This is a genomic window from Pseudomonas violetae, from assembly GCF_023072615.1.
Lineage (GTDB): Bacteria > Pseudomonadota > Gammaproteobacteria > Pseudomonadales > Pseudomonadaceae > Aquipseudomonas > Aquipseudomonas violetae.
The window spans coordinates 195,589-220,854 of record NZ_JAKNRW010000003.1 but is presented as its reverse complement, the minus strand read 5'-3'; the positions used below and the strand labels follow the sequence as shown (position 1 = coordinate 220,854).

Sequence of the window (25,266 nt, the reverse complement as noted above, 5' to 3'; positions counted from 1 at the left end):
GATCCTTAAATGAGTTCCCAGGTGCCATTGGCTTGTTTGCAGAAAGTGTTCTGTTCCTGCTCGCTCTTGCCGTCAGCCGCTTTCAGGCTAACGGTGACCGGGCGGCAGGCAGTTTCTGCGGCGACCTGCTGGGTCGGCAGCGCCGGGATCGCGTCCAGGTCGAAGGCCTTGGTTTCGCTGTTGGCGGCCACGTCCATTTCGTCGAGGTTGGCCGCCGGTTTCACGCTGCGGACCACGGCTGCAGATTTGGGAGCGACCAGGTCTTTGTTGATGTAGCCCACGGTCACGCCCTTGCGGCCGACCAGAATCCAGTCACCGGTAGAACCCACTGCAGTGAACTCGGTACCGGCCTTGAGCCCCCCGACCTTCTCGGCCGTCTTGTTGGGCGCCGCCCGCACGTTGGAGCTACTCTTGGTCAGGTATTGCTCGTTGATGAGTTTCATCGACGGGACTGCGGCGATCTTTGGTGCGCGCTTCACTTCAACCGTCTTGGTCTCGGTGTACTCCTTGCCCTGGACGATCTGCGCGGTTGCGCCGGAATGGCCGGACGTCCAGGCCACTGCTTTACCCGAGTCATTGGCTGGCAGGCTCAAGGCTTCCTGGGTACGCAGTGCCAGGGCTTGTTTGTCCTGGTCGTCGAGCATCGAACCGATCTTGTTGCCGATGAAACCACCGATGGCGCTTGTCAGCAGAACAGCGACAACCTTGCCATTGCCGTTGCCGATAAAGGAGCCAACGACCGCGCCGGCAACCATGCCAACCGCAGTACCGGCCTGCTGCTTGTTGATGCCCAATTGCGCACAACCGGAGGCTGCGGCAATGGACACTGCGAGGGCGGCGACGACAAATTTTTTACGCACGGTGACACTCCCTTTTTCAGGTTCACTCTGCGTCAAGCAGAGGTTGGTGAGGATTTGATGCGGATGCCCGCGAGCGGCCATGGCGCTGATGCCGCGCCGGCGAATGGCTGGCGGGCGTTGGCCGGAGGCGGCCGAAGCTGTTAAGAACGGAGCTTTTTTTCGAGCAAAATGACTGCGCCGCCCTGTTCGGGAACAGGGCGTTTAACGTAGGGTGACGGAGCAAGCGGAAGGCACTGCAAACCACGGGTACGGCAGACATCCAACTGATCCTTGTCAGAAATGCAGACGTCAAACCCTGATCGATCGGGTTTGCGCCAGCAGATGTAGCATATTGCCATCTCGCCGACGTATGCACCAGCCACCCGTGCTAACCAACACGACAGAGCACATCGAACATGACTCAAAACATCTACGACGATCTCGGGTTTTTCCAGGCCTACAGCCAGTTGGGCCGCTCTGTCGGAGGCCTCGAGGCAGCACCGGAGTGGCCTGCCTTGAAGGCGCTGCTGCCCCCCATGAAAGGACTGAAGGTGGTGGACCTGGGCTGCGGTTATGGCTGGTTCAGTCGCTGGGCGAGTGATGAAGGCGCAGCCAGTGTGCTGGGGCTCGACCTCTCGGAAAAAATGCTCGAGCGGGCCCGTCAGACCAGCCCCAGCGCCGCCGTGCGATACGAGCGCGCCGACCTGGAACACCTCGACCTGCCGGCCGCGCAGTTCGATCTGGCCTACAGCTCGCTGGCGCTGCACTACATCAAGGATTTGCCAACGCTATTTGCCACGATTCACGCAGCGCTGAAACCGGGTTCGCGTTTCGTCTTCTCGATCGAACACCCCATATTCATGGCCCCGCGCAATCCCGGCTGGCTGACGGACAGCGACGGCCACAAGCGCTGGCCGGTAGATAGCTATCAACACGAAGGCGAACGCGTGACCAACTGGTTAGCCGATGGCGTGATAAAGCAACATCGAACGGTCGGCACCTTGCTGAATACTTTGATCGCCGCGGGATTCACCATCAGGCACGTTAACGAATGGGGTCCGAACGAAGCCGAAGTGGCGGCTCTACCCGCGCTGGCTGAGGAACGGGAGAGACCGATGATGATGCTGCTGAGTGTGGAGCGTTGATCACCTTTAAAAAACCCCTTCTGGAGGCTAACGGGTAGCGACAATAAACAATCGCGGAAACGGCAGCAGTACCGACCCATCCTCCAGCGCCGGATAAGCCTGCTCTACGCCCGCCAGATACGCCTGCAAAAACGTTTCGCGCTCGCGCTCATTCAGAGGTTCGAGAAACGGTCGCAACCCGCTGCCCTTGAACCACTCGACAATGCCCGAAGGCCCCGCAGCCAGAGGATGATGGTAAGTGGTAAGCCAGATGTCGACCCGCGAACAATGCGGGCGCAGCACGGAGTAATAATCGCTGGCGCTGGCGACCTCGGTGCGTTGCCCGGCAGCGCCGGACAATTTATTTGCCCAAGGCCCTGCAGCAGCCACCTCGCGCATCAAACGGTGAGATGGCTGGTTGAGTGTGTCCGGCATTTGTATCGCCAGACTGCCGCCCGGCGGCAATTTATCGACCAATGCGGGCAGCAATGAGGCGTGATCGGGCAACCACTGCAACACCGCGTTGGCGAAAATCACATCGAACGGACCGGTCTCGCTCCATTGATCAATATTGGAAACATCGAACCGCACCTGCGGCAAGCGCTTGCGTGCGGCTTCGATCATGTCGCTGGAACTGTCCAGCCCGCGCACTGTGGCGTGGGGAAACCGCTCCACCAGCAGCTCCGTGGAATTGCCCGGACCGCAGCCGATATCGATGGCCGAATGCACCTGCGCCGACGGTATAGCGGCCAGCAGGTCGCGGGCGGGACGGGTGCGCTCATCTTCAAAAGCGGTGTACTGCCTGGCAGACCAACTCATTGGGTTCTCCTGTCGATGCGAAGCGTTTTGCACACACTTGGCAGCCGCTGCGCATCAGCAAAATAGCACAGACCTACTTGTCCGCCGCCTGCTTGCCTATAGCGGTGCTTTTTTTTACGCACACAACATGTAAGCAGAATTTTCCGCACGCCGGCGCTGTCACAAATTCAGGCGCATCCCAATAAGGTATACGGCAATGAAATTCGCAAAAATCTCGCAGAAACTTGCCCTGTGGGCCGGCAGTCCCAAGACGTTCATGGGCGCTTTGATCCTGATATTTCTCTGGGGTTTGAGCGGACCGATTTTTGGTTACAACGACACCTGGCAGTTGATCATCAACACTTCCACCACCATCATCACGTTCCTCATGGTGTTCCTGATCCAGAACACGCAAAACCGCGACACCGACATTCTGCACCTGAAAATCGACGAATTGCTGCGGGTCAACAAGGAAGCGCATAACGCCATGCTGGGCCTCGAATTGCTCGATCTAAAACAACTGGAAGCCTTGCGCAAACACTATCGAGCCATGGGTGAAAAAGACGTGCAGGCTCTCGACGGACTGGCGACTGCGAGCAAACGCAAGCAGAACTTAAACGAATGCTGAGCAAAAAAACGGCGCCTGATTGGCGCCGTTTGTTGTTCGTTGTTCGTGGTTGATAGCTTTTATCGGCTGGCTTGCAGGGCCCTGGCCATCTGCAAATGATTCTGCAACTTGGGCAGAGTTTCTTCAGCAAATGCCTTGATTTGCGGCACATCCGTGGACTGCGCCTGTTGCTGCAGTTGCTGGATGGCTTCTTCGGTGGTTTTCACCTGGCTGGCTGCATAGGCCTGGTCGAACGAAGCGCCGTCCTGCACCTCAGGCATCAGGGTCTTGGCTTTATCCACCACCTCTTCACGCGGAGCCACTGGCAAGTCCAACTGCTTGGCGATTTTGGCCAGATGCTGGTTGGCCGTGGTGCGATCATTGATGACCACGATGGTGTAATCCTTGACCTCCTTGGATTCGGTTTTCTGGTGCGCCAAGCGGCTGGCTTCGATGTCGGCCATGCCTTTGGCAGACGCATCGTTGATGAATTCGGCAGGTGACTGGGCAAAGGCATGAGTAGCAAACAGCCCCAGTAACGTGGCAAAACTGATGGTGCGTAAACGGGTGGCCATCCGGCTCATGGTCGCGCCCTCCTCTTGAAAAATTCAAGCGCGAACTTGCGCTCACGCCTCTCGGTGATCATTGCGGCGGGCAGCAGCCCGCACCACATAGGAAGTTCAAGAGTTTGAAAGGTTTAGTAAAACTCACGCCAGTACGACGAACGGTGGCCCTGGTTCAGGCATCCAGGCGGCGGCGATCTCGACGTTTGGCGCCATACATCGCTTCGTCAGCATGCCGGAGCAACTGCGCCTCTTCGGTGCCGTGCTCAGGGTAATGTGCGATGCCAATGCTGGTTTGAATGGTCATGCCATGCCCGTCCAGTCGAAGCGGCTGAGCCAGCACCTGGCGGATCTTTGCGGCAACCTGTTCGGCGTCTTGCGCCGCATTGATGCGGTGCAGCAGCACGACGAACTCATCTCCGCCCATGCGTGCCACCGTGTCCGAATCAGTCACGCAACCTTTGATTCGATTGGCTACAGCCTGTAACAGCATGTCGCCGACGGCGTGACCGTGGGTGTCGTTGACTTCCTTGAAGCGATCGAGATCGACATACAGCAGGGCCATTCGACCGTCATCACGGTGCGCCGTTGCCAGCGAAGTTTTCAGGCGCTCGCGTAACAGGGTGCGGTTGGGTAACTGGGTCAGGGCATCATGCCGGGCCATGTGATGCAAACGCGCGTGCAGTTGCTTGCGCTCGATCGCTGTTGCAACCTGGGCGCAGACGAATTGCAGCAGTTCCTGGTCCTGTTCGGTGTAGCGCTGGCCGTCCGGGCCGCTTTTGACCAGCACGGCGCCGATGGTGCCGTTCTGCGAGCTCAACGGCACGCCCAGCCAGCAGGGTGAATGTTGGCTCGATACCAGCGCTTCGAAGCCCGCTGCCGCATGGTCGTGGCCTGGTGTCAGCAACATCGGCTGACCGCTGCGAATGACCTCCGTGCACAGACACCGGGTCACCGCTCCCGGCAGATCAGGCGCCCCCCCTGCTTCGTCAACGTGATAAGGAAAGTGCAACTGTGAGCCATGCTCGTCGCACAGGGCCACGGTGAAATTCAGCGCCGGCAGCCATTCCCCGATGATCAAGTGGATGCGCTCGAACAATGCCAGTAAATCTTCAGCGGCGTGGGCAGCCTCGGAAATCGCGTACAGCGCGGCTTGTCGGGACTCGGCCTGCTTGCGCCCGGTAATGTCCCGGGCCACAGCGATGCGCAGTTGATCGACTTCAGACCAGCGCGCAGACCAGAGAAGGTGCACGACGCGGCCATCCTTGCGCATGTAGCGATTTTCGAAGTTGAGTTTGGACTCGCCGTCCATGATTTCCCGCGCGGCGTCTAGGGTGCGCAACTGATCGGCGGGATGTACCAGATCGATCATTCTCTGGCCGATCAGTTCGTCGGCGGTATAGCCGAAAATCTGTTCGCAAGCCGCGCTGATAAATACGAAACGGCCTTGCTTGTCGACGGCGCAAACCGCGTCCAGCAGGAGATCGATGTAGCTCGCCAGAGGCGCGGAATTTCTGCTAGCCATGATACTCCGGCGATTCGCCTCAAGTCCTGTCAGTCACCAGCCCGGGCAATGCATGCGCCAGGGCGTTGATGGCGAAACCGATAAACATTACCCCGCACAGCCGGGTGATCAATAACTCATGACGTTGATACAAGATGCGCACCTGACGGGCACCGACGATGCCAATGAGGATAGCGTATGCAATCAGGCCACCGACGAAACTCAGCAGGATCAACCACGGTAGCATCGACCAGTTGAGCAATTCTGCCCGACTGGACAACAGCGCCGTGAACGTCGCAACCGCCACCGGATAAGCCTTGGGATTGGTCAGGCCGAACAGAATGCCATGCCAAAACGGCTGCCGCGCCGCGCCCTGGGGTACCTCGCCGCTGCCACGTTTGGCCCGCACTGCACGCCAGCCAAGCCAAAACAGATAAAGCCCGCTGAGCACACCCAGTACATCGAAGGCGGTGCTACCGATCTCCCGCGCACCCACAATAGCGATCAGTGCAGTACTGCACCAGACCACATCCCCGAGCAAATGCCCACACAAAAAACCAGCTCCCGCCCGCCGCCCACGCGCCGCACCGATGCCAAATACCGCCAACACCCCGGGCCCGGGTGTAATGCCGTATATAAAGCCAGAGGCGAGAACGGCCATTAGCAACGATGGGGTCATCGGCGAAATCCTTGTTAACGACGGGGTGACTGGACGCAAGTCTATCTCAGGTCTCGCCGACGCACTGATCGTCTCGAAACTGCATGCCCGCATGGGGCCGCTGGCGACAGGCTGCGAGGCGGGAGGTCAGATTGCCGACGTGGGCTTCAAGCTTATGGCCGTCCGGATCTAGAAAATAAAAGGATGCGCCTTCGCTGTGATTGTCGCGCCATTCCCCCACGCGCTCTGCTCGCAGATGTGCAACGAAATGCGGGAAGTCGACATCGCTGATCGAAAAGGCGTAATGGGTGTAGTCTGCGGCAGGTAGGGTACTGCGTAGCGGATCAAACGAGAGACACAGCCACAGGCCTGGCAACGAAAGATAAGCACCACGCTCCCATTCGGCTTCGAGCTGAAAATGCAGCGTGTCCCGGTAGAAAGCAAGGCTGCGTTTCAGGTCGGTGACGGCGAAGGTCAGGTGGTTGAGGCCGGTCAGCACATTTTTTCCTCACGAGTGCAACACGCTCACGTCTTGCGCACTATCCCCTCCCCAATCCGCCCATTCAACCAGTTCAACGCCTGATCACCGCCGCGCCGCATGTGCCACGCCAACACGAACGTAAATGACGGAATATGAAACGGTGGGGGGACCACCACCAGCGTCCGCTCATCAATGTCGCGCAACCCGCGGGAGGCCACGGTGAGAATCAGGTCTGTACCACTAATGATTTCCGGCGCCACGCTCCAGTGTGGCAGGCTGACCGCGATCCGGCGGCGCTCACGTAACACCGTTAGCGCACGTTCAATCTCCGGGGGGCCGCTGCCGCGCATTTCCAGCAGGACATGCGGGCGGGCCAGGTAGGTTGGCAGATCGAGGACGCCATCGGCGCCAAGACTCTCGCGGTCGACGAGACACGCGTAGCGTTCTTCGAAAAGCGGTGTGCTGCGCAGTTCGTTTGGCAGCTCTGGAAACACGCCCGCCGCCAGATCGATGTCGCCATTGAGCACGGCGTCGAGCATGCCTTCGCGGCTCCCGTGGCTGATCTGGAGGTCGATGCCTGGCGCGTCCCGCCGCAACGCGCGGATGAGCCCAGGCAATACGATGGCCGCCCCATAATCCGACATCGCCAGGCGAAAGGTGCGTTTGGCGGTACCCGGGTCGAAAGCGTTCGGCGCCAGCAGCGCTTGCACCTGTGCCAGCGCTTCGGCCAGCGGTGCGATCAGCTCAAGGGCGCGCGGGGTGGCAATCAGGCCGGCGCCTGCGCGCACCAGTAATGGGTCACCGAGCAAGTCGCGCAACCGGGCCAGGGCATGACTGACTGCCGGCTGGCTCAGGTGCAGGCGCTCGGCGGCGCGGGTGACATGCTGCTCGCTCAGTAGGGCCTCGAGAATCACCAGCAGGTTGAGGTCGATGCGCCTTAGATCATTCACCTGATGCATGTTCTTGATAGTAATTTGGAATTTAAATCTGTGCTACGAATACTCTAGAGTCCAGCAAAATTTGTTGGAGAATTGCTCATGAGTACGTTGCATTGGGCCGGCCTGTTATTGCTGGCCGTGATAGCCGGGGCAGTGGTGCCCTTCCAGAGTGCGATCAACGCAAACCTCACCCGCGGGTTGGGACATCCGCTATGGGCGACCCTGGCCTCGTTGGTGGTGAGCGTTCTGGTGTTGCTGCCTATTATCCTGGCGCTGCGCTTGCCCCTGCCGTCGCTCGCCTTCATCGCCAAGGCGCCGCTGTGGATGTGGGCAGGTGGCGCATTTGGGGTGTGCTTCATTTCATTGGCATTGATGCTACTGCCCAAGCTTGGGGCGTCGGGTTTTATTGCGCTGGCACTGGCGGGACAGGTGGTGGCTTCGCTGTTGCTGGATCACTTCGGCTGGTTCGGCTTGGTGGAACGACACATGACGCTGCCGCGGGTGATGGGGGCCGTGTTGCTGATTGCCGGGGTGGTGGTGATTCAGTTCAGCAGTACGCCGGCGAAAGCGCTGGTGACGGCCAGCTAAGGGCTATCTACGCACTGCGCGGACCCGCGTTTCTGTGAGCGAGCTTGCTCGCGATGGACTCGAATGCGCCACGCTCATTCACAAAGCCAGGTTCATCGTTATCGTCCATCGCGAGCTACAGGGTGCGGCACAACCTTGGCCGCAAAAGTACTTAAAACGCGCTGCGGAATATCTCCTCGATCTGGCGCTGATCTGCCGGCCTTGGGTTGGTCAGGCCGCAAGCATCTTTCAGGGCGTTGGTGGCCAGGATCGGGATGTCGCTGAGCTTCGCACCCAGGTCGCGCAGGCCAGCGGGAATCTCGACGTCCTGCGCCAGGGTGCGAATCGCAGCAATGGCGGCCTGGGCGCCCTCCTCCGGGCTGAAACCACGGGTATCGGCGCCCATGGCGTGGGCTACGTCGGTCAGGCGGTCGGCGCAGACCAGCGCGTTGAAACTCTGCACGTGAGGCAGCAGTACGGCGTTGCACACACCATGGGGCAGGTCGTAAAAACCACCCAACTGGTGCGCCATGGCGTGGACGAATCCCAGGGAAGCATTGTTGAACGCCATGCCCGCGAGGAACTGCGCGTAAGCCATGTTTTCCCGGGCCGCCAGGTCGCTGCCGTCGCGCACGGCCAGGCGCAGGTTATCGCTGATCAGGGCGACGGCTTTGAGCGCACAGGCATCGGTGATCGGGTTGGCGGCGGTCGACACGTAGGCTTCAATGGCGTGGGTCAGCGCATCCATTCCCGTGGCTGCGGTGAGGCTTTTGGGCATCGCGACCATCAGCACCGGGTCGTTGACTGACAGCAGCGGCGTGACGTTGCGGTCGACGATGGCCATTTTCACGTGACGGGATTCGTCGGTGATGATGCAGAAGCGGGTCATCTCGCTGGCGGTGCCGGCGGTGGTGTTGATGGCGATCAGCGGCAGTTGCGGCTGGCGGGATTGATCAACGCCTTCGTAGTCGCGGATCTGCCCGCCGTTGGTGGCGCACAGGGCGATACCCTTGGCGCAGTCATGAGGTGAACCGCCACCCAGGGACACCACGAAATCACACCGGCTTTCCTTGAGCAAGCCCAGGCCCAGTTCGACGTTGGCGATGCTTGGGTTCGGCTTGGCTCCGTCGAAGATCACCGACTCGATGTCCAACTGCGCCAGCTTTGCGGCAATCATGTCGGCGACGCCCGCCTTGGCCAGCCCGGTATCGGTGACGATCAGTGCCTTGCGAAACCCGTACTTGCCAATGGCAACCATGGCTTCGTCGAGGCAACCGATGCCCATGATGTTCACGGAGGGGATGAAAAATGTGCTGCTCATGAGTGAATCTCCTGACAAGGGCCGAACCGGTGGAGCCGATCGAGTGGGTACCCACAGGATCGACCCATTGGCGATGCACTAACTTGACCTGGCTCAACGTCGGGGCGTGATAAAGTCGCCGCCCATCCGACCTTTTGCTTCGAGACTTTCACCGCAATGACCGATTTCCAGGATGTTGATGCCCAACTTGAAGACTGGAATGCCTTGCGCGCCACCGCCTCGCTCGATGGCCTGCTGGTTGGCAATGGCGCCAGTCGCGCCGTGTGGGACGACTTCGGCTATGACTCGCTGTTTGAAAATGCCCGCACCGTTGAAGAAAAGCCCTTGAGCCAATCCGAGCTGAGCGTATTCGACGCGTTGCAGACCCGCAGTTTCGAGCAGGTACTCAGTGCACTGAAGACCACCAGCCGGGTGAATAAGGCCCTGGCCGTGAGCTCCGCCGCTCCGCGCAATCGCTACTACGCGATCAAGGAAGCACTGATCAACACCGTGCACGCGGTGCATATTCCCTGGCGGTTGGTCGTGCCTGCGACACTGGCTGCCATCAGTCAGGAGCTGGGCCGATATCGGACGGTATTCACCACCAATTATGATCTGCTCAACCACTGGGCGATCCAGCACCAACCAGACGCGATCAGCGACCTGTTCCAGGGCGCCGAGCCACGCTTTGACCTGAGCACCACTGTGGCCGACAGAACCCGCTTGCTGTACCTGCACGGCGGCCTGCACCTGGTGCGCAACCAGGACGGTACCGCACGCAAATTGATGACGACCGAAGGCACGTTGCTGGGGAGTTTCGCCATCAACAACACGATAAAGACCCTTGATGATGTGCCACTGTTCGTCAACGAGGGCCTGTCCCAGGACAAGCTCAGGACCATCCGCAGCTCGGACTACCTGTCGTTCTGCTATGACCAACTGCTGGGGCATGGCGAGGGCTTGTGCATCTTTGGCCATGCTTTGGGCGAGCAGGACAACCACCTCATCCAGGCGCTACGCCAGGCGCAACCGAAGGTGGTGGCGATTTCGATCTATCCGCGCAGCAAGGCGTTTATCCAGCATCAGAAGCGCCATTACTCGAAGGTGTTCGAGGGAACCGGCTCGGAGTTGCGTTTTTTTGATTCGAAAACCCATGCATTAGGCAGCCCGAAGCTTACCGTCCCGGTCGAGGTTTAGCGGCAACGCGGCTTACGCCCTCGCGTGCGGGCTCACTTGCATGTATAGGCCTGAAGGAGTGGGCGGGACCGGGCAGGCAACGGGTGATCCACGGTTGCCGGCATTTACGCTGGGTGAGGCGGGTATCAGCCCATTGCAGGATCGGTGAAAAGCACTGCATTGAACTGTTGGTACACCCGCTCTCACAGGAAGTATTTGTGCTGGTCTTGAAAGGTATATTCAGAGCACCGGCAAAGTCTTGTCCTTGATCACCGTGGTCGGGCCATTGACCTTGACGCTGGCGATGCCTTTTTCCAGTGCGGAGGCGTTGGCATAGGATTCGCTGCTGCCGATGACCTCGTGATTGCCGGCCTTGAGGTTGAAGTAAGGATGACCGTCTTTGGTGGTTTTCTTTTCGTAGCGTTCGTCCAGCGGGCTGTTGCTTTGCACCGCCGCAATGCCTTTGTCGGCAGCGGCGCGAGTGGTGTATAGCTCGCTGACCAGAATGGTTTCAGCGTTGGCGGCCTTCAGTACAAACTTGAACTGACCGTTGCTGCTTTTGCTCACTTCGTACCATCCGGACATGCTGGTTCTCCTGGGCGATTAAAAGGTTTCGCGCTTCAGAGTAAAGACCAGCAGAGTATCTTTGTCGCCTGCTCGCGATGGGCGCGACACGGTCTGCGCTACTTCGCAGCCGTGCGCACCACCGATAATTCCGGCGCCTGCCCCCTCCGCTGACTCAGGTACCGCGTACAACTCACCCGCAGAAACGAAGCAAAATTCACCACCTCGCCGCGATAGTCCATCACTTCTTCATACAGCTTGGCGATCAACTGGTTGGTGGTCATGCCATCGACTTCGGCGATTTCGCCAAGGATGTCCCAGAACTGGTTTTCCAGGCGCAAAGTGGTCACCACCCCGCAAATGCGCAGCGAGCGGGAGCGCGATTCATAGAGGATCGGATCGGCTTTGACGTAGAGCTCGCACATTGGGATATCCTCGTTACAGCGTGATTTTGGTACCCAGCAACCCGAGAAAGCCCGCGAGCCAGTTCGGGTGCGCTGGCCAGGCCGGCGCGGTGGCCAGATTGCCTTGAACGTGGCCCTGCGTCACCGGAATATCGATGAACGTACCACCCGCAAGGCGCACTTCCGGGGCACAGGCCGGGTAGGCGCTGCACTCGCGACCGTCGAGAACCCCGGCGGCCGCCAGCAGTTGTGCACCGTGGCACACGGCAGCGATCGGCTTGCCGGCCTGGTCGAACGCTCGCACCAGATCCAGGACCTGTTCATTGAGGCGCAGATATTCCGGTGCGCGGCCGCCGGGAATCACCAGCGCGTCGTAGTCTTGTGCCCTGACCTGGGCGAAGTCGAAGTTCAGGGCGAACAGGTGACCAGGTTTTTCACTGTAGGTCTGGTCGCCTTCGAAGTCATGAATCGCTGTACGCACGGTCTGGCCTGCGGCCTTGTCCGGGCACACCGCATGCACCGTGTGGCCGACCATCAGCAATGCCTGGAACGGCACCATCACTTCGTAATCTTCGACGTAATCGCCGACCAGCAGCAGGATTTTCTTGGCAGCCATGGGAGCTCTCCTTTGGCAGTACAGGGGAGTATTGAAGGTAGTCTTTATCTGTGGGGGTGGGTAATAGCCTGCTATTACGCCCAGGAGTTGATATGGGTTGTTCCCGGCCTAACTGCGGTTGCGGTTGCATGCGAACAGCGTAGCCTGCGATTTTTTGGCGGTGTTGGAGAGGACATCGCCACCTTCGGAAGCTCCTACGTTCGGGCATTCGCCGAACTGTACGCCCAATTCTGCGCCAATCTGTAGCAGCCCAGGCACTGAGGTTTGTGGCTAGATGAAGCCACGTCCATAACCTCCAATCCTGGTCCACCATCATGTCCTCGCGCGAAAACACCGGCATGGCCCTAGGCCTGCTTGGCGTAGTGATCTTCAGCCTCACTCTGCCCTTCACACGGATCGTCGTGCAGGAAATTCATCCATTGCTCAACGGCCTGGGCCGAGCGCTGTTTGCCGCCATACCGGCGGCGCTGCTTCTGCTGTGGCGGCGGGAGAAATGGCCAACCTGGAAACAGGTCAAAGGCCTGACACTGGTGATCGCCGGGGTGATTCTCGGCTTTCCGGTGCTATCCGCGTGGGCCATGCAAACGTTGCCGGCTTCCCATGGGGCGCTGGTCAACGGCCTGCAACCCTTGTGCGTTGCGCTGTACGCCGCCTGGTTGTCCCATGAGCGGCCGTCCAAAGCTTTCTGGGCCTATGCCGCGCTGGGCAGCGCACTGGTGCTCGGGTATGCATTGATCAGCGGCGCGGGCACCATCCAGGCCGGTGATTTACTGATGCTGGGTGCGATTGCCGTGGGCGGCCTGGGGTATGCGGAGGGTGGTCGGCTGGCCAGGGAAATGGGCGGCTGGCAAGTGATCTGCTGGGCGCTGGTGCTGTCGACGCCGCTGTTGATCGGGCCAGTGTTTTATCTGGCACTGCAACATCAGGGCGAGATTTCCACCAGGACTTGGTGGGCCTTCGGCTACGTTTCACTCTTTTCGCAGTTCATCGGCTTTTTCGCCTGGTATGCCGGGCTGGCGATGGGCGGAATAGCCCGGGTCAGTCAGATCCAGTTGCTGCAGATTTTTTTCACCATTGCGTTTTCTGCGTTGTTCTTCGGCGAACATATCGAGCCGATAACCTGGCTGTTTGCTGGCGGGGTGATTGTGACGGTGATGCTCGGACGAAAGACTGCAGTCAAACCTGCCCGCATTGCCACCTCATGACACCCCGCTGCCCCTGCAGGAGCAAAGCTTACTCCCAGGGTCAGAGGTAGCCATCAGCCCGCAGCAAGGTTTCCAGGCAGTGCTCGCTGATGTGATAGAAATCCTTCAACTCCTGGATTTTCACCAGCATCTGCGCCGGATCCACCGGCTCGGCGCGCTTAACGGCCAGGATCATCTTGTTCTTGTTGGTGTGGTCCAGTGAGATGAACTCGAACACCTTGGTCTCGTAGCCGCAGGCTTCCAGGAACAGCGCACGTAGGCTGTCGGTGACCATTTCAGCCTGCTGCCCCAGATGCAGGCCGTATTGCAGCATCGGCTTGAGCAGTGCGGGGCTCTGGATCTGCAAGCGGATCTGTTTGTGGCAGCACGGCGAGCACATGATGATCGAGGCGCCGGAACGAATGCCGGTATGGATCGCATAGTCGGTGGCGATGTCGCAGGCGTGCAACGCGATCATTACATCCAGTTCGCTCGGAGCCACGCTGCGCACATCACCACACTTGAACGCCAGCCCCGGGTGCTCCAGCTTGGCAGCAGCGGCATTGCACAGGGTCACCATGTCTTCACGCAACTCGACCCCCGTCACTTCACCCTCGGCGTTCAGGGTGTTGCGCAGGTAATCGTGAATCGCAAACGTCAGGTAGCCTTTGCCGGAGCCAAAGTCGGCGACCCGCACCGGTTTATCCAGCGCCAGGGGCGATGTGGTGAGCGCATGGCTGAACACTTCGATGAACTTGTTGATCTGCTTCCACTTGCGCGACATCGCCGGGATGAGCTCGTGCTTTGCGTTGGTCACTCCGAGGTCGGCGAGGAACGGTCGGCTAAGGTCCAGAAAACGGTTTTTCTCACGGTTGTGGTCGGCAGATGGCACTTCGCGCAATTGCTGAGGCTTGCTCTTGAACAGCGAACTCTTGCCCTTCTTACTGTATTCGAGCTGGGCTTCGTCAGTCAGCGACAGCAAGTGCGCATTCTTGAACGAGACCGGCAGCAACGCGCCAATGCTGGCCACGCCCTCCGCCAACGCCAGGTTCTTGGTGATATCGCGGGTCTTGTAGCGGTACACAAAGGACAGGCAAGGCTGATCCTTCACCGTCAACTGCTTGATGATCAGGCGCTGCAAATCCGGCTCGTCACCGACGTACTTGGCCAGTACCAACTTGATGAACGCATTCTGCTCGAGGCTCGATCGCAACAGATCGATGAACTGTGCGTGGTGATCCGGCGCGAGGCTGGCTGGGGTGGCAACAATGGACATGGCAGAAACGGCCTCGGGCGGAGCGAAACAGGGAGTGCCGGTATTTTAAGGGGGATGGCCGCTTTGGGCACGGGCTTATTTGCCACAGGTCCTGGTAGCGAGGCCAGGACCCCTGGTTTACGCGGCTGTCTCAGGGTTCGACCAGCCGCAGTTTACGATTGATCGGCGCGTTGATGACGTATTTGACGATCAACCCCACCGGCACCGCCCACGTCAGGCCATTGGCCGGATCGGTGACCACGGCAATGGTTTCCGTGCTGGCAGCGATGTCCAGGCGACGGCGATCATTACAGGATTTGAGTATTCCGTAGGCATGACTGACCAGTTTTTCCGCCAGGTACATGGGTACATCCAGGTCTTGCAGGTGTTTTACGGCACGACAAAACAACACCTGATCATCGTTCAAGGCCTGGCTTTCATGGCGAGCGAGAAACGCTCCGGCAATGTCCAGCAGATCCTTATTCATTTCGAAATAATCATCATCTACGTTCATTCTCCTCTTTCCGCCGGCGGCTCAACCGGCACCATGGGGCGGGCTGCACTGCGCAAGTCAGAACCGGCGGAGGGCAGGCGCACCGCAGGATTGGGCATTCCGCTTGGGGACAGTTCATGGGTCATTTCAAACTCAGCGCGAACCGACCATCCGCAGGCTTCCGAGGTGCATTGCAAATAGGCGATCCGCAGGAAAATATGTCTCCCTTCGCTAGTGCGGATGCGCATCCGGCTGAGGCAATGCGGGCAGACCATTTTATAGGTACTCACGATTGGCTCCCCGAAGTCAGCTGGTGGTAATCAACTGGAGCAAAAGCAATACTGCCGGATGCATTGATCGCATTACTGCGGTCATGGGTTAAACGTTTGCCAGACGCAAAGAAGGGCGACGCGCAGCCGCGCAGCGGGTACAAGCTAAGCTTGTAGGAAATCACCCTGATACCATTAGGAAGTTTCGACATCGTACTCTTCTGATTCATAGTTGCAGTCTGATTACTCACAAGATAAAAACAACTCAATACGCATACGTTAATTACTAGAAATGCATATGTCAAAAGCCAGAGGCTCCAATTGCGTAACAAAAAATCCCAAGCCGTTCTGGCGCGCCTGAAGCAAATCACCGGCACCAAGACCGATGCAGCACTGTCTTCGGCGCTAAAGATCAGCCCTCAGACCCTTAGCAGTTGGAAAGGAAGAGACAGCACGCCATACTCAATATGCATAGATATAGCTCGAACCAAGGGCATTTCCCTCGATTGGCTGCTGCTCGGTGAAGGGCCGATGTTGCGACAATTACCAAACGATACCCGTGACGACACTTCAGAACGGACCCTGCAGGAAAGTACCGTGCTGGCGCTCTGGCGACGGCTCAAGGAAGAGGACCGTGTGGTCGTTCAGAGCGTATTGGAAGACAAACGCCGTTTGCGGGACCTTGAACTTAAACTGGAGCAAATGTCGGCAAACCTGTCCGCGCTGCAGCAATCTGACCAAGGGTAAGAGCAGGAATGACGCTATTTCACAGCACGCCACAGCACCATGATGTTGCCGCCACTACGGATAATGAGGGCGCAGGCGAGGACACTCACACCTGCATGCCAGGGACTGACCGACGCTGCCGTCAGGAGCAGGTCCATGCCGGCAAGGCAAAACGCGCCTCCGCACAGACTGTTCATTAGTCCATTACGCCGCCAGTTGCTCCCCTCATCCCGTCGGTAACAGGCCAGCCTCAGCGCGCTAAGCAAATGGGCAATGGCTGTTATGAACACCAGGAGCATCGACACATTCCCCATCATCCTCGCCCCCTCAGATGTCGAATGATCTCGCCGATGCCGGCGCCATCAATCCACTGCATGAGCTTGATGCTGACAGGAATAACAATTAGCGCGCAGATAAACGCCGTTACTCCGCCCGTCAGGGAAGGCACCAGCGGCAACGCTACGGGGGTGAACAGGTAGCCGACACCGGCTGACAGCAGCAGAGAACCCATGCGCTGCCAGGCCTTGAAGTTGACCCGGGTCGTAGTGACCAGCCAGGCGCCGAGCGCTGCGCCGAACAACGCCTCCCCGTCAATCAACGGCAGCGTGCCGATCCCCAGCCCCAACAGCAGGCCACTAATACTGTTGTAGGTCGAATCAGCCATGTTCATGCGCGCCTCCAGGGTTGCTTGTGGCAACCGTGATCACTCCAGTCTCAATGGCTTTGTACAAGGCAGCCACGCGCGAATGCACGGCGAACTTGCGACGGATGTTGGTGAAGTGAAAATTAACCGTGGACACCGAGCAATTCTGGATCCGGGCAATCTCCCAGGACGTCTTCCCGTGGAAGCACCATTGCAGGATTTGTGTTTCTTTGGCCGTCAGTCGGGCAGGCAGTTGCCCGGCGGCACTGTGTACCCCTTGAGTGACAGAGTTGAGCGGTTGATGTGCTGACATGACAAGAACTCCCTCCTGGTCAGAACACCCGATACCGGGCGTTCGCTATTGGAGAGAGATGTTGAAGACAAGCCGGAATCCGAACAATGCGCAGCGCTTGTAGCGCCGCGTCACACAATCAAGGGAAAAATCTAACCCAATACCACCAGGCGATTGGGCAACTCGTTCCTGGCATGGGTAACCGGTACATGCACCTTGAGCAATTCGCCACAGGCTTCGATGCAGGTCACAAACCCCTGCAATGTCTGCCCCAGTTTCACCTGCCGGGTAAACGCCGAGACAATCGCCTCCCAATTCTTGTCGTCCAGGCGACTGGAGATCCCTTCGTCCACCAGGATTTCCACATAGCGCTCGGCTTCGCAGACGAAAATCAGCATGCCGGTGCTGCCCACCGTGTGGTGCAGGTTTTGCTCGAGAAACTGCCGGCGCGCCAGGTTCGATGCGCGCCAGTGCCGCACCGATCGCGGGATCAGGTGGGTGGTGATGCGCGGGATGCGAAACAACAGGCACAGCACGACAAAACTGGCCCATTGCACCAGCAACAGGCTGTGCAGGGTCAGCCAGCCGGTCAGGTAATGCATGACACCCGGCACCACCAGCGCCAACAAGCTGGCCCACAGCAGTGGAATGTAGGCGTAGTCGTCAGCACGAGCGGCGAGCACGGTGACCAGTTCGGCGTCGGTATCGCGCTCCACCCGGGCGATCGCTTCGGCGACCTTGCGCTGTTCGTGTTCATTCAGTAGTGCCATATCAGAAACGCTCGCTCACTTATTGTCATCACCAGCCGCCCGACGAACCACCGCCCCCGAAACTGCCCCCACCACCACTGAAGCCACCGCCGCCACCGCCACCGAATCCGCCACCGCCAAAACCGCCGCCCGAACCGCCTCGCCCACCGCCGCCACTGGGCAGAATGCCGAGCATCTGGCAGACGAACACGGTCAGGATGAACAACATGACGAGGAAGACGAACACACCGGGATGCCGAGACAGGAAATCGGCGCCCTGATCCGCGCGAGGCTCGTAGACCGTGGACGGCTCGTCCAGCGGATTGCCGCCCAGCACCACCAGCATGGCTGCAACACCGTCGCTGATGCCCTTGGTGAAATTGCCGGTCTTGAACGATGGCGTGATCACCTGATTGATAATCACCGAACTCTGCGCATCGGTTAGGCGATCTTCCAGCCCGTAGCCGACTTCGATCCGCAACCGTCGATCATCCCGGGCCACGATCAGTAGCGCGCCGTTGTTCTTGTCCTTCTGGCCGATGCCCCAATACCGACCCAGTTGATAGCCGAAGTCGGCAATGTCCGTGCCCTGCAAATCCGCCACGGTGACCACTACCAGCTGTTCACCGGTGGCTTTTTCGTGGGCCTGGAGCTGCTGGGCCAGTTGCTCGCGAACCGCGGGCTCGATCATCTGGGCGTTATCAACCACCCGCCCGGTCAGTTGGGGAAACTTCAACTCGGCCTGGGCCGCCACGGCAAAAACCCAAAGCAGCAGCACCAGACCCACTCTCAACACGCGCATTGGCAACCTCATCCGTGGTAATGCAGCCCGATCAGAACTTCACTTGAGGGGCTTTATCGGCATCGGGGCTGGTCGCCTCGAAGGTTTCACGCACAGGCAGATCGCTGTACATCACACTGTGCCAGAGGCGCCCAGGGAAAGTGCGGATCTCGGTGTTGTATTTTTGCACCGCCAGGATGAAATCCCGACGCGCGACGGCGATCCGGTTTTCGGTGCCTTCGAGTTGCGACTGCAGCGCGAGGAAATTCTGGTTGGCCTTGAGGTCCGGATAACGCTCGGACACCACCATCAGACGACTGAGCGCACCGGTCAACTGATCCTGGGCCTGCTGGAACTGCTTGAGCTTTTGCGGGTTGTCGAGGGTGCTGGCATCGACCTGGATCGAAGTCGCCTTGGCCCTGGCTTCGATGACTGCCGTGAGGGTTTCTTCCTCATGTTTGGCGTAGCCCTTGACCGTTTCCACCAGGTTGGGGATAAGGTCGGCACGGCGTTGGTACTGGTTCTGCACCTGACCCCAGGTTGCCTTGGCCTGTTCGTCGAGGGTTGGAATATTATTGATGCCGCAGCCGGCCAACAGCGTGGTCAGCAACATCAAGGCGGCCACCTGCAGGCTCGACCGATAGTGGTGTCTTACGTTCATCTGCTTGACGCTCCCTTGCACATTCCGTTGAAAAAACAACCTGCGAACTTTGAACACGGCTCTTGGGGCATAATCGGCGCCGCCACTGGATTGCATCCTGCCGATGGGCTAAAAGATGCTCCAGGATTAAAACAGTTCAGAAGTTTGCTGCATTTACTTGAACAACAATAGTCGCTCCCTCAATTTTGGCTGACCGGCGCGAAGTCACCGCGGCTCAGGCTTTCGAGAAAACAATTCATGAAGAAGCTGTGTTTGCTGGGCCTGTTCGTCAGCCTGGCCAGTCATAACGTACTGGCCGCCACGACGCCCGCACCCCTGGAAAACAAGGATGCCTTCATCAGTAATCTGATGAAGCAGATGACCCTCGATGAAAAAATCGGCCAACTGCGCCTGATCAGTATCGGCCCGGAAATGCCCCGCGAGTTGATCCGCAAGGAAATTGCAGCCGGCAACATCGGCGGCACGTTCAACTCGATCACCCGCCCGGAAAACCGTCCAATGCAGGACGCGGCGATGCGCAGCCGGTTAAAGATCCCGATGTTCTTCGCCTATGACGTGATCCACGGCCACCGTACGATTTTTCCGATTCCGCTGGCCCTGGCGTCGAGCTGGGACATGGACGCCATCGGCCTGTCCGGGCGCATTGCCGCCAAAGAGGCCGCCGCAGACAGCCTCGACATCACCTTCGCGCCGATGGTCGACATCTCCCGCGACCCGCGCTGGGGCCGCACTTCCGAAGGCTTCGGCGAAGACACCTATCTGGTGTCGCGCATCGCCGGGGTCATGGTCAAGGCGTTCCAGGGAGCCGGCGCGAATGCGGCCGACAGCATCATGGCCAGCGTCAAGCACTTTGCCTTGTATGGCGCGGTAGAGGGCGGTCGCGACTACAACGTCGTCGACATGAGCCCGGTCAAGATGTACCAGGACTACCTGCCGCCGTACCGCGCAGCGATCGACGCCGGCGCTGGCGGGGTCATGGTGGCGTTGAACTCGATCAATGGCGTGCCGGCCACCGCCAACACCTGGCTGATGAATGACCTGCTGCGCAAGGACTGGGGCTTCAAAGGCCTGGCAGTCAGCGACCACGGGGCGATTTTCGAGCTGATCAAGCACGGCGTTGCTCGCGATGGCCGTGAAGCGGCGAAGCTGGCGATCAAGGCCGGCATCCACATGAGCATGAATGACACCCTCTACGGCAAGGAACTGCCGGGGCTGCTGAAGGCTGGCGAGATCGAGCAGAGCGACATCGACAACGCCGTGCGGGCAGTGCTCGACGCCAAGTACGACATGGGCCTGTTCAAGGACCCTTACCTGCGCATCGGCAAGGCTGAGGACGACCCAACCGACACCTACGCCGAGAGCCGCCTGCACCGTGCCGAAGCCCGTGATGTGGCGCGTCGCAGCCTGGTGCTGCTGAAAAACCAGAACGAGACCCTGCCACTGAAGAAAACCTCGAAGGTCGCCCTGGTCGGTCCTTTGGCCAAGGCGCCGATTGACATGATGGGTAGTTGGGCGGCCGCCGGTAAACCCGCGCAATCGGTGACCCTGTTCGACGGTATGAACGCGGCCATGGCCGACAAGTCGACCCTGATCTACGCCCGTGGTGCCAACATCACCAACGACAAGAAGGTCCTGGATTACCTGAACTTCCTCAACTTCGACGCACCAGAAGTGGTGGATGATCCGCGCTCTGCCCAAGTGTTGATCGACGAAGCCGTCAAAGCGGCCAAGGATGCCGATGTAGTGGTGGCGGCGGTGGGCGAATCGCGCGGCATGTCCCACGAATCTTCCAGCCGCACGGACCTGAACATCCCCGCCAGCCAGCGCGAGCTGATCAAGGCCCTCAAAGCCACTGGCAAGCCATTGGTACTGGTGCTGATGAACGGCCGTCCGCTGTCGATCCTGGAAGAAAAGGAGCAGGCCGATGCGATTCTGGAAACCTGGTTCAGCGGCACCGAAGGTGGCAATGCCATCGCCGACGTGCTGTTCGGCGACTACAACCCGTCGGGCAAGCTGCCCCTGACCTTCGTGCGTTCGGTAGGCCAGATTCCGACTTACTACAACCACCTGAGCATTGGCCGGCCATTCACCCCAGGCAAGCCCGGCAACTACACCTCACAGTACTTCGACGACACCACCGGCCCTCTGTTTCCATTCGGTTTTGGCTTGAGCTACACAGATTTCAGCCTGAGCGACATGGCGTTGTCATCGACCACGCTGAACAAGACCGGCAAGCTGGATGCCAGTGTCATGCTGAAAAACACTGGCAAGCGTGATGGCGAGACCGTGGTGCAGCTGTACATCCAGGACGTGACCGGCTCGATGATCCGGCCAGTGAAGGAGCTGAAGAACTTCCAGAAAATCATGCTCAAGGCCGGCGAACAAAAAGTCGTGCACTTCACCATCACCGAGGATGACCTGAAGTTCTTTAACACCCAACTCAAGTATGTGGCCGAACCTGGCACGTTCAACGTGCAGATCGGCCTGGACTCCCAGGATGTGACGCAACAGAGTTTTGAACTGCTGTAACCCTGGCAAGAAGCAAAAGATCGCAGCCTTCAGCAGCGCCTACACATTTTTGTGTACACCCGTAGGAGCTGCCGAAGGCTCGGCCCGCGTTCGGACGATCTTTTGATCTAAAAAAACTACCCTCTGCGATCCAACAGATTCACCACCAACCGATCCACCCATCCCCAAACCCGCTGCTTCACCCGCCGCCACAGTGGCCTGCGCTGCCAGGCCTCCAGGCTAATTTCCTGGCTCAAGGCAAAATCCTTCTCGAAACTGGCAACCACGGCTCGGGTCAACCCGGGGTCCAGGGCTTCAAGGTTGGCTTCCAGGTTGAACCGCAAATTCCAGTGGTCGAAATTACACGAGCCGATGCTTACCCATTCATCAACGACGACCATTTTCAAGTGCAGGAAACACGGCCGGTACTCGAAGATCTTCACTCCGGACTTGAGCAACCTGGGGTAATAACGATGCCCGGCGTACCGTACCGACGGGTGATCGGTGCGCGGGCCGGTCAGCAGCAGCCGCACATCGATCCCTCGCGAGGCGGCACGACGCAGTGAGCGACGGACTTTCCAGGTCGGCAGGAAATAGGGAGTGGCAAGCCAGATGCGTTTCTGCCCGCTGTTCAGCGCGCGGATCAGCGATTGCAGAATGTCGCGGTGCTGGCGGGCGTCCGCGTACGCCACCCGCCCCATGCCTTCTCCCGTGGAAGGCACTCGCGGCAGGCGCGGCAAGCCGAAATGCGCGGCGGGTTTCCAGGCGCGGCGATACCGGTTGGCGATCCATTGTCGGTCGAACAGCAACTGCCAGTCGACCACCAGGGGACCGGAAATCTCCACCATCACCTCGTGCCACTCGCTGACGTCCTCGCCCGGGTTCCAGAACTCATCGGTGACGCCCATGCCGCCGACCACCGCCAGTCTCTGGTCGACCAATAGCAGCTTGCGGTGGTCGCGATAGAAGTTGCTCACCCAGCGCCGCCAACTCAAGCGGTTATAAAAGCGCAACTCAACGCCTGAGGACATCAGACGCTGACGCAGGGCGCGGGTAAAAGCGAGGCTACCGTAGTCATCGAACAGGCAGCGCACACGCACCCCGCGCTCGGAGGCCTGGGTCAACGCCTGCACCAAGGCCTCCGCGCAGGCGCCCGCCTCCACCAGGTAAAGTTCCAGTCCGACCTGTTCTTCGGCGCGGGCAATTGCCACCAGCATTCGCGGGAAGAACTGCGGACCATCGATCAGCAGCTCGAAGCTGTTGCCTTCACGCCAGGGAAAGATCGCACCGGCCATGGCGATCAGCGCGCCGTGAAGATCAGTACCGCACCCACCGGCACCGACAGGCTGATGGCCGACAAACCGGCCACCTTGCGCAAGCTTTCAAGGCCAGGCGCCAGGTCGAAGTCTGCGGCATTGATGATCAGCGGCTCGAGGGTCACTACTTGGAAGCGCCGATCATCGAGCCGAGTCGCCAACAGCTCGGCGTTGTAGTCGTGCATCTTGCCGTGCAGGTTGACGGTCACCGGCAAGCGCAATTCCAGTTGCGCACCTGGGGCAAGGTCGTTGATCGGGCGCAAGTCGATCTGCGCGCTGATCAGGGCTTCAGGGAAGGTCTGGATCTCAAACAGCTCCTTGCGCATGCGCTCATCGCGCAGGGGGATGCCGCTGTTCACTGATTCCAGCTCGACTTCCACCTCGGCCAGGCCCTTGGGACTGACCTTGCCGTGCAACACCAGGAAGCGCTGTACTTCGGAAATATTGGCGTTTTTAGTGCTGATGAACGACAGCCGCGAGGACTCGCCATCGAGGTACCAGTTGGCCTGGGCCGACGCAGTAGCACCGACCAGCAGCAGGAAAACGAAGGTTTTGCAAAGGGGCCGTTTGAACATAAAGACTCGTGGGGCAGATAAACTTGAGCGAACATTAACCGCCCCTGAACCAATTGCATACAGCCAGGCGGCAGGCTCACATCACAGGGGATCTGCGCTGCATGGGTCCCCTGTGGGAGCGGTCTTGTCCGCAATAGCGGTGGGTCAATTGACACAGATATGGAATGTGGCGCCCCTTCGCGGGGCAAGACCGCTCCCACAGGGCTTCGCCAGCAGCAGGTGCAGTCTTCAAGGAATCAGGCGACAGCCCTGGTGTTTGCCGAGCCATTGCGCGCGGCTACTGCGGCCCATGCCGCTGACGGTAATAAGCTTGCTGGCGGAGTCATCAGCAAAATAGGTGGTGGGTAGCCACTGCTTCACATAGCTGTGGCAGTACTCGGCGGGGTTGTTCATCACGTACCGGCACGAGCAATACTCCTTCGCCGTGTAGGCGCTGATGATGTCCGCAAAAGACCACAGTGCAACGCGCTCCTGCCAGATCCAGCCAAGCAGGGCGAGCAGCACCATCAACCAAAGCGTCGTGAGAGGCCGGCGCCGAACAAAGTTGCGGCGGGTCATGGCTGCACCTGCCCGGCGACTGCCTGGCGCACAAGTTTGAGCAATGTGTTGTGGTTATAGCGGCCATCGCGATCATCACCGTAGCGCACAATCACCAGGTGCTCGCTGGGGATCACGTACATTGCCTGGCCCCAATGGCCCAGTGCCGCGAAGGTATCGGCAGGCGCATCAGGCCAGGGTGAAGCGGCTCCATCGACGGCGCGGTTTAGCCACCAATGCCCGCCCGGGACAGTGACGTCCTGATTCGCCTTGTAGTGCGTGAAAGGCTCACGATTGAAAGCAACCCAGTCCTTGGGCAGCAATTGCCGATCGCCCCAGCGTCCGTCGCGCGCCATCAACAGGCCGATTCGTGCCAGGTCGCGGGCGGTGAGGTAGGCGTAGGAAGACGCGACAAACGTACCACTGGCATCGGTCTCCCAGGTCGCGTGGTGAATGCCCAGCGGTTCGAACAAGGCTGTCCATGGATAATCCGCATAACGCGCCGGCCCGACGATGCCTCTCAACGCAGCAGACAGCAGATTGCTGTCGCCACTGGAATAACGAAACACTTGGCCTGGCTCGGCGTACGCGTCATGGGCGGCAGTGAACGCGGCCATGTCCAAGTGGCCGCGGGTATATAGCATCGCGACTACGGAGGACTTCAGCGGGGCGTACTCGTAATCTTCCTGCCAGTCGAGACCGGAGGCCCAGTGCAGCAGGTCGGCCATGGTTATTGCCGGATATTTTCCCAGCGCCGGATAGAATTTCAGCACCGGGTCCGAAAGCCTGAACAAACCTTCGCCATAAGCCACACCCAGGACCGCCGCCATGAGGCTCTTGCTGATCGACCAGGTCAGGTGCGGGGTGTCGGCAGTGGTCGGCGCGCTGTAGCGCTCGTAGATCAGTTGACCATCGCGGATCACCAGCAAGGCATCGGTGCGGATGCCTGCTCGGGTGGTGTCGTCTCTCGATGCAAAGGCGTAAGCCTCCAGCGTCTGGAGCGTCGGACCCGAAATGACCGGACCAGTTGACCAATGCTCCGCCGGCCAGTTGTCGGCGTGAGCCGTAAAGCTGAGCAGGAGCATGAAACAGAAGAACAAGCCTTTGGGCATGGCGGGGGCTCGGAGGGTTGCACCTG

At 59.4% G+C, this 25,266-nt stretch carries 31 protein-coding genes; 7 read left to right on the top strand and 24 right to left on the bottom strand.

Annotated elements, in window-relative coordinates:
* Positions 1–5: 5 nt before the first annotated feature.
* Complete coding sequence (locus L9059_RS05380) at positions 6–860, bottom strand: SH3 domain-containing protein (protein WP_247288909.1); 855 nt, start codon at positions 858–860, stop codon at positions 6–8.
* A 395-nt stretch (positions 861–1,255) separates the two neighbouring features.
* On the opposite strand from L9059_RS05380, the gene L9059_RS05375 reads away from it, so the two are divergent.
* The gene (locus L9059_RS05375; RefSeq protein ID WP_247288907.1) at positions 1,256–1,984 is read left to right on the top strand and encodes a class I SAM-dependent methyltransferase; all 729 of its coding nucleotides are present in this window, start codon (positions 1,256–1,258) and stop codon (positions 1,982–1,984) included.
* 27 nt (positions 1,985–2,011) lie between these two features.
* Here L9059_RS05375 and tam read toward each other — a convergent pair whose 3' ends face one another.
* Complete coding sequence (gene tam, locus L9059_RS05370) at positions 2,012–2,782, bottom strand: trans-aconitate 2-methyltransferase (RefSeq protein ID WP_247288906.1); 771 nt, start codon at positions 2,780–2,782, stop codon at positions 2,012–2,014.
* A gap of 196 nt (positions 2,783–2,978) precedes the next feature.
* On the opposite strand from tam, the gene L9059_RS05365 reads away from it, so the two are divergent.
* Entirely contained in the window at positions 2,979–3,389 is a 411-nt protein-coding gene (locus tag L9059_RS05365; RefSeq protein ID WP_247288904.1) for a low affinity iron permease family protein, read from the top strand.
* Between the two features lie 59 nt (positions 3,390–3,448).
* Here L9059_RS05365 and L9059_RS05360 read toward each other — a convergent pair whose 3' ends face one another.
* The 5 genes from L9059_RS05360 to L9059_RS05340 all read right to left on the bottom strand — a co-directional run bounded on the left by L9059_RS05360 (position 3,449) and on the right by L9059_RS05340 (position 7,533).
* Positions 3,449–3,952 (bottom strand): DUF4142 domain-containing protein, encoded by a 504-nt coding sequence (locus L9059_RS05360; RefSeq protein WP_247288902.1) that lies wholly within the window; start codon positions 3,950–3,952, stop codon positions 3,449–3,451.
* 154 nt (positions 3,953–4,106) lie between these two features.
* The gene (locus L9059_RS05355) at positions 4,107–5,456 is read right to left on the bottom strand and encodes a sensor domain-containing protein (protein ID WP_247288900.1); all 1,350 of its coding nucleotides are present in this window, start codon (positions 5,454–5,456) and stop codon (positions 4,107–4,109) included.
* Positions 5,457–5,475: 19 nt separating this feature from the next.
* A complete protein-coding gene (locus L9059_RS05350; protein WP_247288880.1) occupies positions 5,476–6,114 on the bottom strand; it encodes a LysE family translocator in 639 nt (212 codons plus the stop codon).
* Positions 6,115–6,160: 46 nt separating this feature from the next.
* The gene (fos, locus tag L9059_RS05345; protein WP_247288878.1) at positions 6,161–6,592 is read right to left on the bottom strand and encodes a fosfomycin resistance glutathione transferase; all 432 of its coding nucleotides are present in this window, start codon (positions 6,590–6,592) and stop codon (positions 6,161–6,163) included.
* Between the two features lie 26 nt (positions 6,593–6,618).
* Positions 6,619–7,533: a LysR substrate-binding domain-containing protein gene (locus tag L9059_RS05340; RefSeq protein ID WP_247288876.1), complete on the bottom strand. Its 915-nt coding sequence runs from the start codon at positions 7,531–7,533 to the stop codon at positions 6,619–6,621.
* Positions 7,534–7,611: 78 nt separating this feature from the next.
* Here L9059_RS05340 and L9059_RS05335 point away from each other — a divergent pair, with 78 nt between their 5' ends.
* Positions 7,612–8,100 (top strand): DMT family transporter, encoded by a 489-nt coding sequence (locus L9059_RS05335; protein WP_247288874.1) that lies wholly within the window; start codon positions 7,612–7,614, stop codon positions 8,098–8,100.
* A gap of 151 nt (positions 8,101–8,251) precedes the next feature.
* On the opposite strand, the gene yiaY is transcribed toward L9059_RS05335, so the two are convergent.
* Positions 8,252–9,400 (bottom strand): L-threonine dehydrogenase, encoded by a 1,149-nt coding sequence (gene yiaY / locus L9059_RS05330; protein WP_247288872.1) that lies wholly within the window; start codon positions 9,398–9,400, stop codon positions 8,252–8,254.
* Between the two features lie 156 nt (positions 9,401–9,556).
* Between yiaY and L9059_RS05325 the strand changes: the two genes are divergently transcribed.
* Positions 9,557–10,576 (top strand): DUF4917 family protein, encoded by a 1,020-nt coding sequence (locus tag L9059_RS05325; RefSeq protein ID WP_247288871.1) that lies wholly within the window; start codon positions 9,557–9,559, stop codon positions 10,574–10,576.
* Between the two features lie 219 nt (positions 10,577–10,795).
* Here the strand turns inward: L9059_RS05325 and L9059_RS05320 are convergent, their stop codons facing one another.
* The 3 genes from L9059_RS05320 to L9059_RS05310 form a co-directional block, all read right to left on the bottom strand.
* Positions 10,796–11,140, bottom strand: coding sequence for a YegP family protein (locus L9059_RS05320; RefSeq protein WP_247288869.1), 345 nt, complete (start codon positions 11,138–11,140; stop codon positions 10,796–10,798).
* 98 nt (positions 11,141–11,238) lie between these two features.
* Positions 11,239–11,544, bottom strand: coding sequence for a ribbon-helix-helix domain-containing protein (locus L9059_RS05315; RefSeq protein WP_247288868.1), 306 nt, complete (start codon positions 11,542–11,544; stop codon positions 11,239–11,241).
* Between the two features lie 13 nt (positions 11,545–11,557).
* Positions 11,558–12,139, bottom strand: a complete 582-nt coding sequence (locus tag L9059_RS05310; RefSeq protein ID WP_247288866.1) for a DJ-1/PfpI family protein — start codon at positions 12,137–12,139, stop codon at positions 11,558–11,560.
* Between the two features lie 314 nt (positions 12,140–12,453).
* Between L9059_RS05310 and L9059_RS05305 the strand changes: the two genes are divergently transcribed.
* Entirely contained in the window at positions 12,454–13,344 is an 891-nt protein-coding gene (locus tag L9059_RS05305; RefSeq protein ID WP_247288865.1) for a DMT family transporter, read from the top strand.
* Between the two features lie 40 nt (positions 13,345–13,384).
* Here the strand turns inward: L9059_RS05305 and L9059_RS05300 are convergent, their stop codons facing one another.
* From L9059_RS05300 to L9059_RS05285, 4 genes are all read right to left on the bottom strand, one after another.
* Positions 13,385–14,599 carry a class I SAM-dependent methyltransferase gene (locus L9059_RS05300; protein ID WP_247288863.1) on the bottom strand — a complete coding sequence of 405 codons (1,215 nt, stop codon included), beginning with the start codon at positions 14,597–14,599 and terminating at the stop codon, positions 13,385–13,387.
* A 130-nt stretch (positions 14,600–14,729) separates the two neighbouring features.
* Positions 14,730–15,092, bottom strand: coding sequence for a hypothetical protein (locus L9059_RS05295; RefSeq protein WP_247288861.1), 363 nt, complete (start codon positions 15,090–15,092; stop codon positions 14,730–14,732).
* Positions 15,089–15,361 carry an Ogr/Delta-like zinc finger protein gene (locus L9059_RS05290; RefSeq protein ID WP_247288859.1) on the bottom strand — a complete coding sequence of 91 codons (273 nt, stop codon included), beginning with the start codon at positions 15,359–15,361 and terminating at the stop codon, positions 15,089–15,091. The genes L9059_RS05295 and L9059_RS05290 overlap by 4 nt, the downstream gene beginning before the upstream one ends.
* A complete protein-coding gene (locus tag L9059_RS05285; protein WP_247288856.1) occupies positions 15,358–15,552 on the bottom strand; it encodes a hypothetical protein in 195 nt (64 codons plus the stop codon). The genes L9059_RS05290 and L9059_RS05285 overlap by 4 nt, the downstream gene beginning before the upstream one ends.
* Before the next feature lie 109 nt (positions 15,553–15,661).
* Here L9059_RS05285 and L9059_RS05280 point away from each other — a divergent pair, with 109 nt between their 5' ends.
* Positions 15,662–16,087: a helix-turn-helix domain-containing protein gene (locus L9059_RS05280; protein ID WP_247288855.1), complete on the top strand. Its 426-nt coding sequence runs from the start codon at positions 15,662–15,664 to the stop codon at positions 16,085–16,087.
* 292 nt (positions 16,088–16,379) lie between these two features.
* Here the strand turns inward: L9059_RS05280 and L9059_RS05270 are convergent, their stop codons facing one another.
* The 5 genes from L9059_RS05270 to L9059_RS05250 all read right to left on the bottom strand — a co-directional run bounded on the left by L9059_RS05270 (position 16,380) and on the right by L9059_RS05250 (position 19,192).
* Positions 16,380–16,736 (bottom strand): putative holin, encoded by a 357-nt coding sequence (locus L9059_RS05270; protein ID WP_247288844.1) that lies wholly within the window; start codon positions 16,734–16,736, stop codon positions 16,380–16,382.
* Positions 16,723–17,022 carry a helix-turn-helix transcriptional regulator gene (locus L9059_RS05265; protein WP_247288843.1) on the bottom strand — a complete coding sequence of 100 codons (300 nt, stop codon included), beginning with the start codon at positions 17,020–17,022 and terminating at the stop codon, positions 16,723–16,725. Before L9059_RS05265 ends, L9059_RS05270 begins: the two co-directional genes overlap by 14 nt.
* Before the next feature lie 131 nt (positions 17,023–17,153).
* Positions 17,154–17,771, bottom strand: a complete 618-nt coding sequence (locus tag L9059_RS05260) for a TPM domain-containing protein (RefSeq protein ID WP_247288841.1) — start codon at positions 17,769–17,771, stop codon at positions 17,154–17,156.
* A 28-nt stretch (positions 17,772–17,799) separates the two neighbouring features.
* Positions 17,800–18,552, bottom strand: a complete 753-nt coding sequence (locus tag L9059_RS05255) for a TPM domain-containing protein (protein ID WP_247288839.1) — start codon at positions 18,550–18,552, stop codon at positions 17,800–17,802.
* Between the two features lie 31 nt (positions 18,553–18,583).
* Complete coding sequence (locus L9059_RS05250; protein WP_247288837.1) at positions 18,584–19,192, bottom strand: LemA family protein; 609 nt, start codon at positions 19,190–19,192, stop codon at positions 18,584–18,586.
* Positions 19,193–19,429: 237 nt separating this feature from the next.
* Here L9059_RS05250 and bglX point away from each other — a divergent pair, with 237 nt between their 5' ends.
* A complete protein-coding gene (bglX, locus tag L9059_RS05245; RefSeq protein ID WP_247288835.1) occupies positions 19,430–21,721 on the top strand; it encodes a beta-glucosidase BglX in 2,292 nt (763 codons plus the stop codon).
* Between the two features lie 116 nt (positions 21,722–21,837).
* Here the strand turns inward: bglX and L9059_RS05240 are convergent, their stop codons facing one another.
* The 4 genes from L9059_RS05240 to L9059_RS05225 form a co-directional block, all read right to left on the bottom strand.
* Positions 21,838–22,995 carry a phospholipase D-like domain-containing protein gene (locus L9059_RS05240; protein WP_247288833.1) on the bottom strand — a complete coding sequence of 386 codons (1,158 nt, stop codon included), beginning with the start codon at positions 22,993–22,995 and terminating at the stop codon, positions 21,838–21,840.
* A gap of 5 nt (positions 22,996–23,000) precedes the next feature.
* Positions 23,001–23,591 (bottom strand): YceI family protein, encoded by a 591-nt coding sequence (locus L9059_RS05235; RefSeq protein ID WP_247288831.1) that lies wholly within the window; start codon positions 23,589–23,591, stop codon positions 23,001–23,003.
* 228 nt (positions 23,592–23,819) lie between these two features.
* Positions 23,820–24,149 (bottom strand): amidase, encoded by a 330-nt coding sequence (locus L9059_RS05230; RefSeq protein ID WP_247288829.1) that lies wholly within the window; start codon positions 24,147–24,149, stop codon positions 23,820–23,822.
* Positions 24,146–25,240 carry a serine hydrolase domain-containing protein gene (locus L9059_RS05225; protein ID WP_247288827.1) on the bottom strand — a complete coding sequence of 365 codons (1,095 nt, stop codon included), beginning with the start codon at positions 25,238–25,240 and terminating at the stop codon, positions 24,146–24,148. Before L9059_RS05225 ends, L9059_RS05230 begins: the two co-directional genes overlap by 4 nt.
* Positions 25,241–25,266: the final 26 nt, after the last annotated feature.

Coding starts and splice junctions, on each gene's coding strand:
- L9059_RS05305 (WP_247288865.1), top strand. CDS start 12,454: ATGTCCTCGCGCGAAAACACCGGCATGGCCCTAGGCCTGCTTGGCGTA.
- L9059_RS05265 (WP_247288843.1), bottom strand. CDS start 17,022: ATGTCAGCACATCAACCGCTCAACTCTGTCACTCAAGGGGTACACAGT.
- L9059_RS05260 (WP_247288841.1), bottom strand. CDS start 17,771: ATGGCACTACTGAATGAACACGAACAGCGCAAGGTCGCCGAAGCGATC.
- L9059_RS05340 (WP_247288876.1), bottom strand. CDS start 7,533: ATGCATCAGGTGAATGATCTAAGGCGCATCGACCTCAACCTGCTGGTG.
- L9059_RS05230 (WP_247288829.1), bottom strand. CDS start 24,149: ATGACCCGCCGCAACTTTGTTCGGCGCCGGCCTCTCACGACGCTTTGG.
- L9059_RS05365 (WP_247288904.1), top strand. CDS start 2,979: ATGAAATTCGCAAAAATCTCGCAGAAACTTGCCCTGTGGGCCGGCAGT.
- L9059_RS05225 (WP_247288827.1), bottom strand. CDS start 25,240: ATGCCCAAAGGCTTGTTCTTCTGTTTCATGCTCCTGCTCAGCTTTACG.
- yiaY (WP_247288872.1), bottom strand. CDS start 9,400: ATGAGCAGCACATTTTTCATCCCCTCCGTGAACATCATGGGCATCGGT.
- L9059_RS05320 (WP_247288869.1), bottom strand. CDS start 11,140: ATGTCCGGATGGTACGAAGTGAGCAAAAGCAGCAACGGTCAGTTCAAG.
- bglX (WP_247288835.1), top strand. CDS start 19,430: ATGAAGAAGCTGTGTTTGCTGGGCCTGTTCGTCAGCCTGGCCAGTCAT.
- L9059_RS05300 (WP_247288863.1), bottom strand. CDS start 14,599: ATGTCCATTGTTGCCACCCCAGCCAGCCTCGCGCCGGATCACCACGCA.
- L9059_RS05235 (WP_247288831.1), bottom strand. CDS start 23,591: ATGTTCAAACGGCCCCTTTGCAAAACCTTCGTTTTCCTGCTGCTGGTC.
- L9059_RS05240 (WP_247288833.1), bottom strand. CDS start 22,995: ATGGCCGGTGCGATCTTTCCCTGGCGTGAAGGCAACAGCTTCGAGCTG.
- L9059_RS05270 (WP_247288844.1), bottom strand. CDS start 16,736: ATGAACATGGCTGATTCGACCTACAACAGTATTAGTGGCCTGCTGTTG.
- L9059_RS05375 (WP_247288907.1), top strand. CDS start 1,256: ATGACTCAAAACATCTACGACGATCTCGGGTTTTTCCAGGCCTACAGC.
- L9059_RS05350 (WP_247288880.1), bottom strand. CDS start 6,114: ATGACCCCATCGTTGCTAATGGCCGTTCTCGCCTCTGGCTTTATATAC.
- tam (WP_247288906.1), bottom strand. CDS start 2,782: ATGAGTTGGTCTGCCAGGCAGTACACCGCTTTTGAAGATGAGCGCACC.
- L9059_RS05285 (WP_247288856.1), bottom strand. CDS start 15,552: ATGTCGAAACTTCCTAATGGTATCAGGGTGATTTCCTACAAGCTTAGC.
- L9059_RS05315 (WP_247288868.1), bottom strand. CDS start 11,544: ATGTGCGAGCTCTACGTCAAAGCCGATCCGATCCTCTATGAATCGCGC.
- L9059_RS05355 (WP_247288900.1), bottom strand. CDS start 5,456: ATGGCTAGCAGAAATTCCGCGCCTCTGGCGAGCTACATCGATCTCCTG.
- L9059_RS05335 (WP_247288874.1), top strand. CDS start 7,612: ATGAGTACGTTGCATTGGGCCGGCCTGTTATTGCTGGCCGTGATAGCC.
- L9059_RS05310 (WP_247288866.1), bottom strand. CDS start 12,139: ATGGCTGCCAAGAAAATCCTGCTGCTGGTCGGCGATTACGTCGAAGAT.
- L9059_RS05255 (WP_247288839.1), bottom strand. CDS start 18,552: ATGCGCGTGTTGAGAGTGGGTCTGGTGCTGCTGCTTTGGGTTTTTGCC.
- L9059_RS05360 (WP_247288902.1), bottom strand. CDS start 3,952: ATGAGCCGGATGGCCACCCGTTTACGCACCATCAGTTTTGCCACGTTA.
- L9059_RS05250 (WP_247288837.1), bottom strand. CDS start 19,192: ATGAACGTAAGACACCACTATCGGTCGAGCCTGCAGGTGGCCGCCTTG.
- L9059_RS05295 (WP_247288861.1), bottom strand. CDS start 15,092: ATGAACGTAGATGATGATTATTTCGAAATGAATAAGGATCTGCTGGAC.
- L9059_RS05325 (WP_247288871.1), top strand. CDS start 9,557: ATGACCGATTTCCAGGATGTTGATGCCCAACTTGAAGACTGGAATGCC.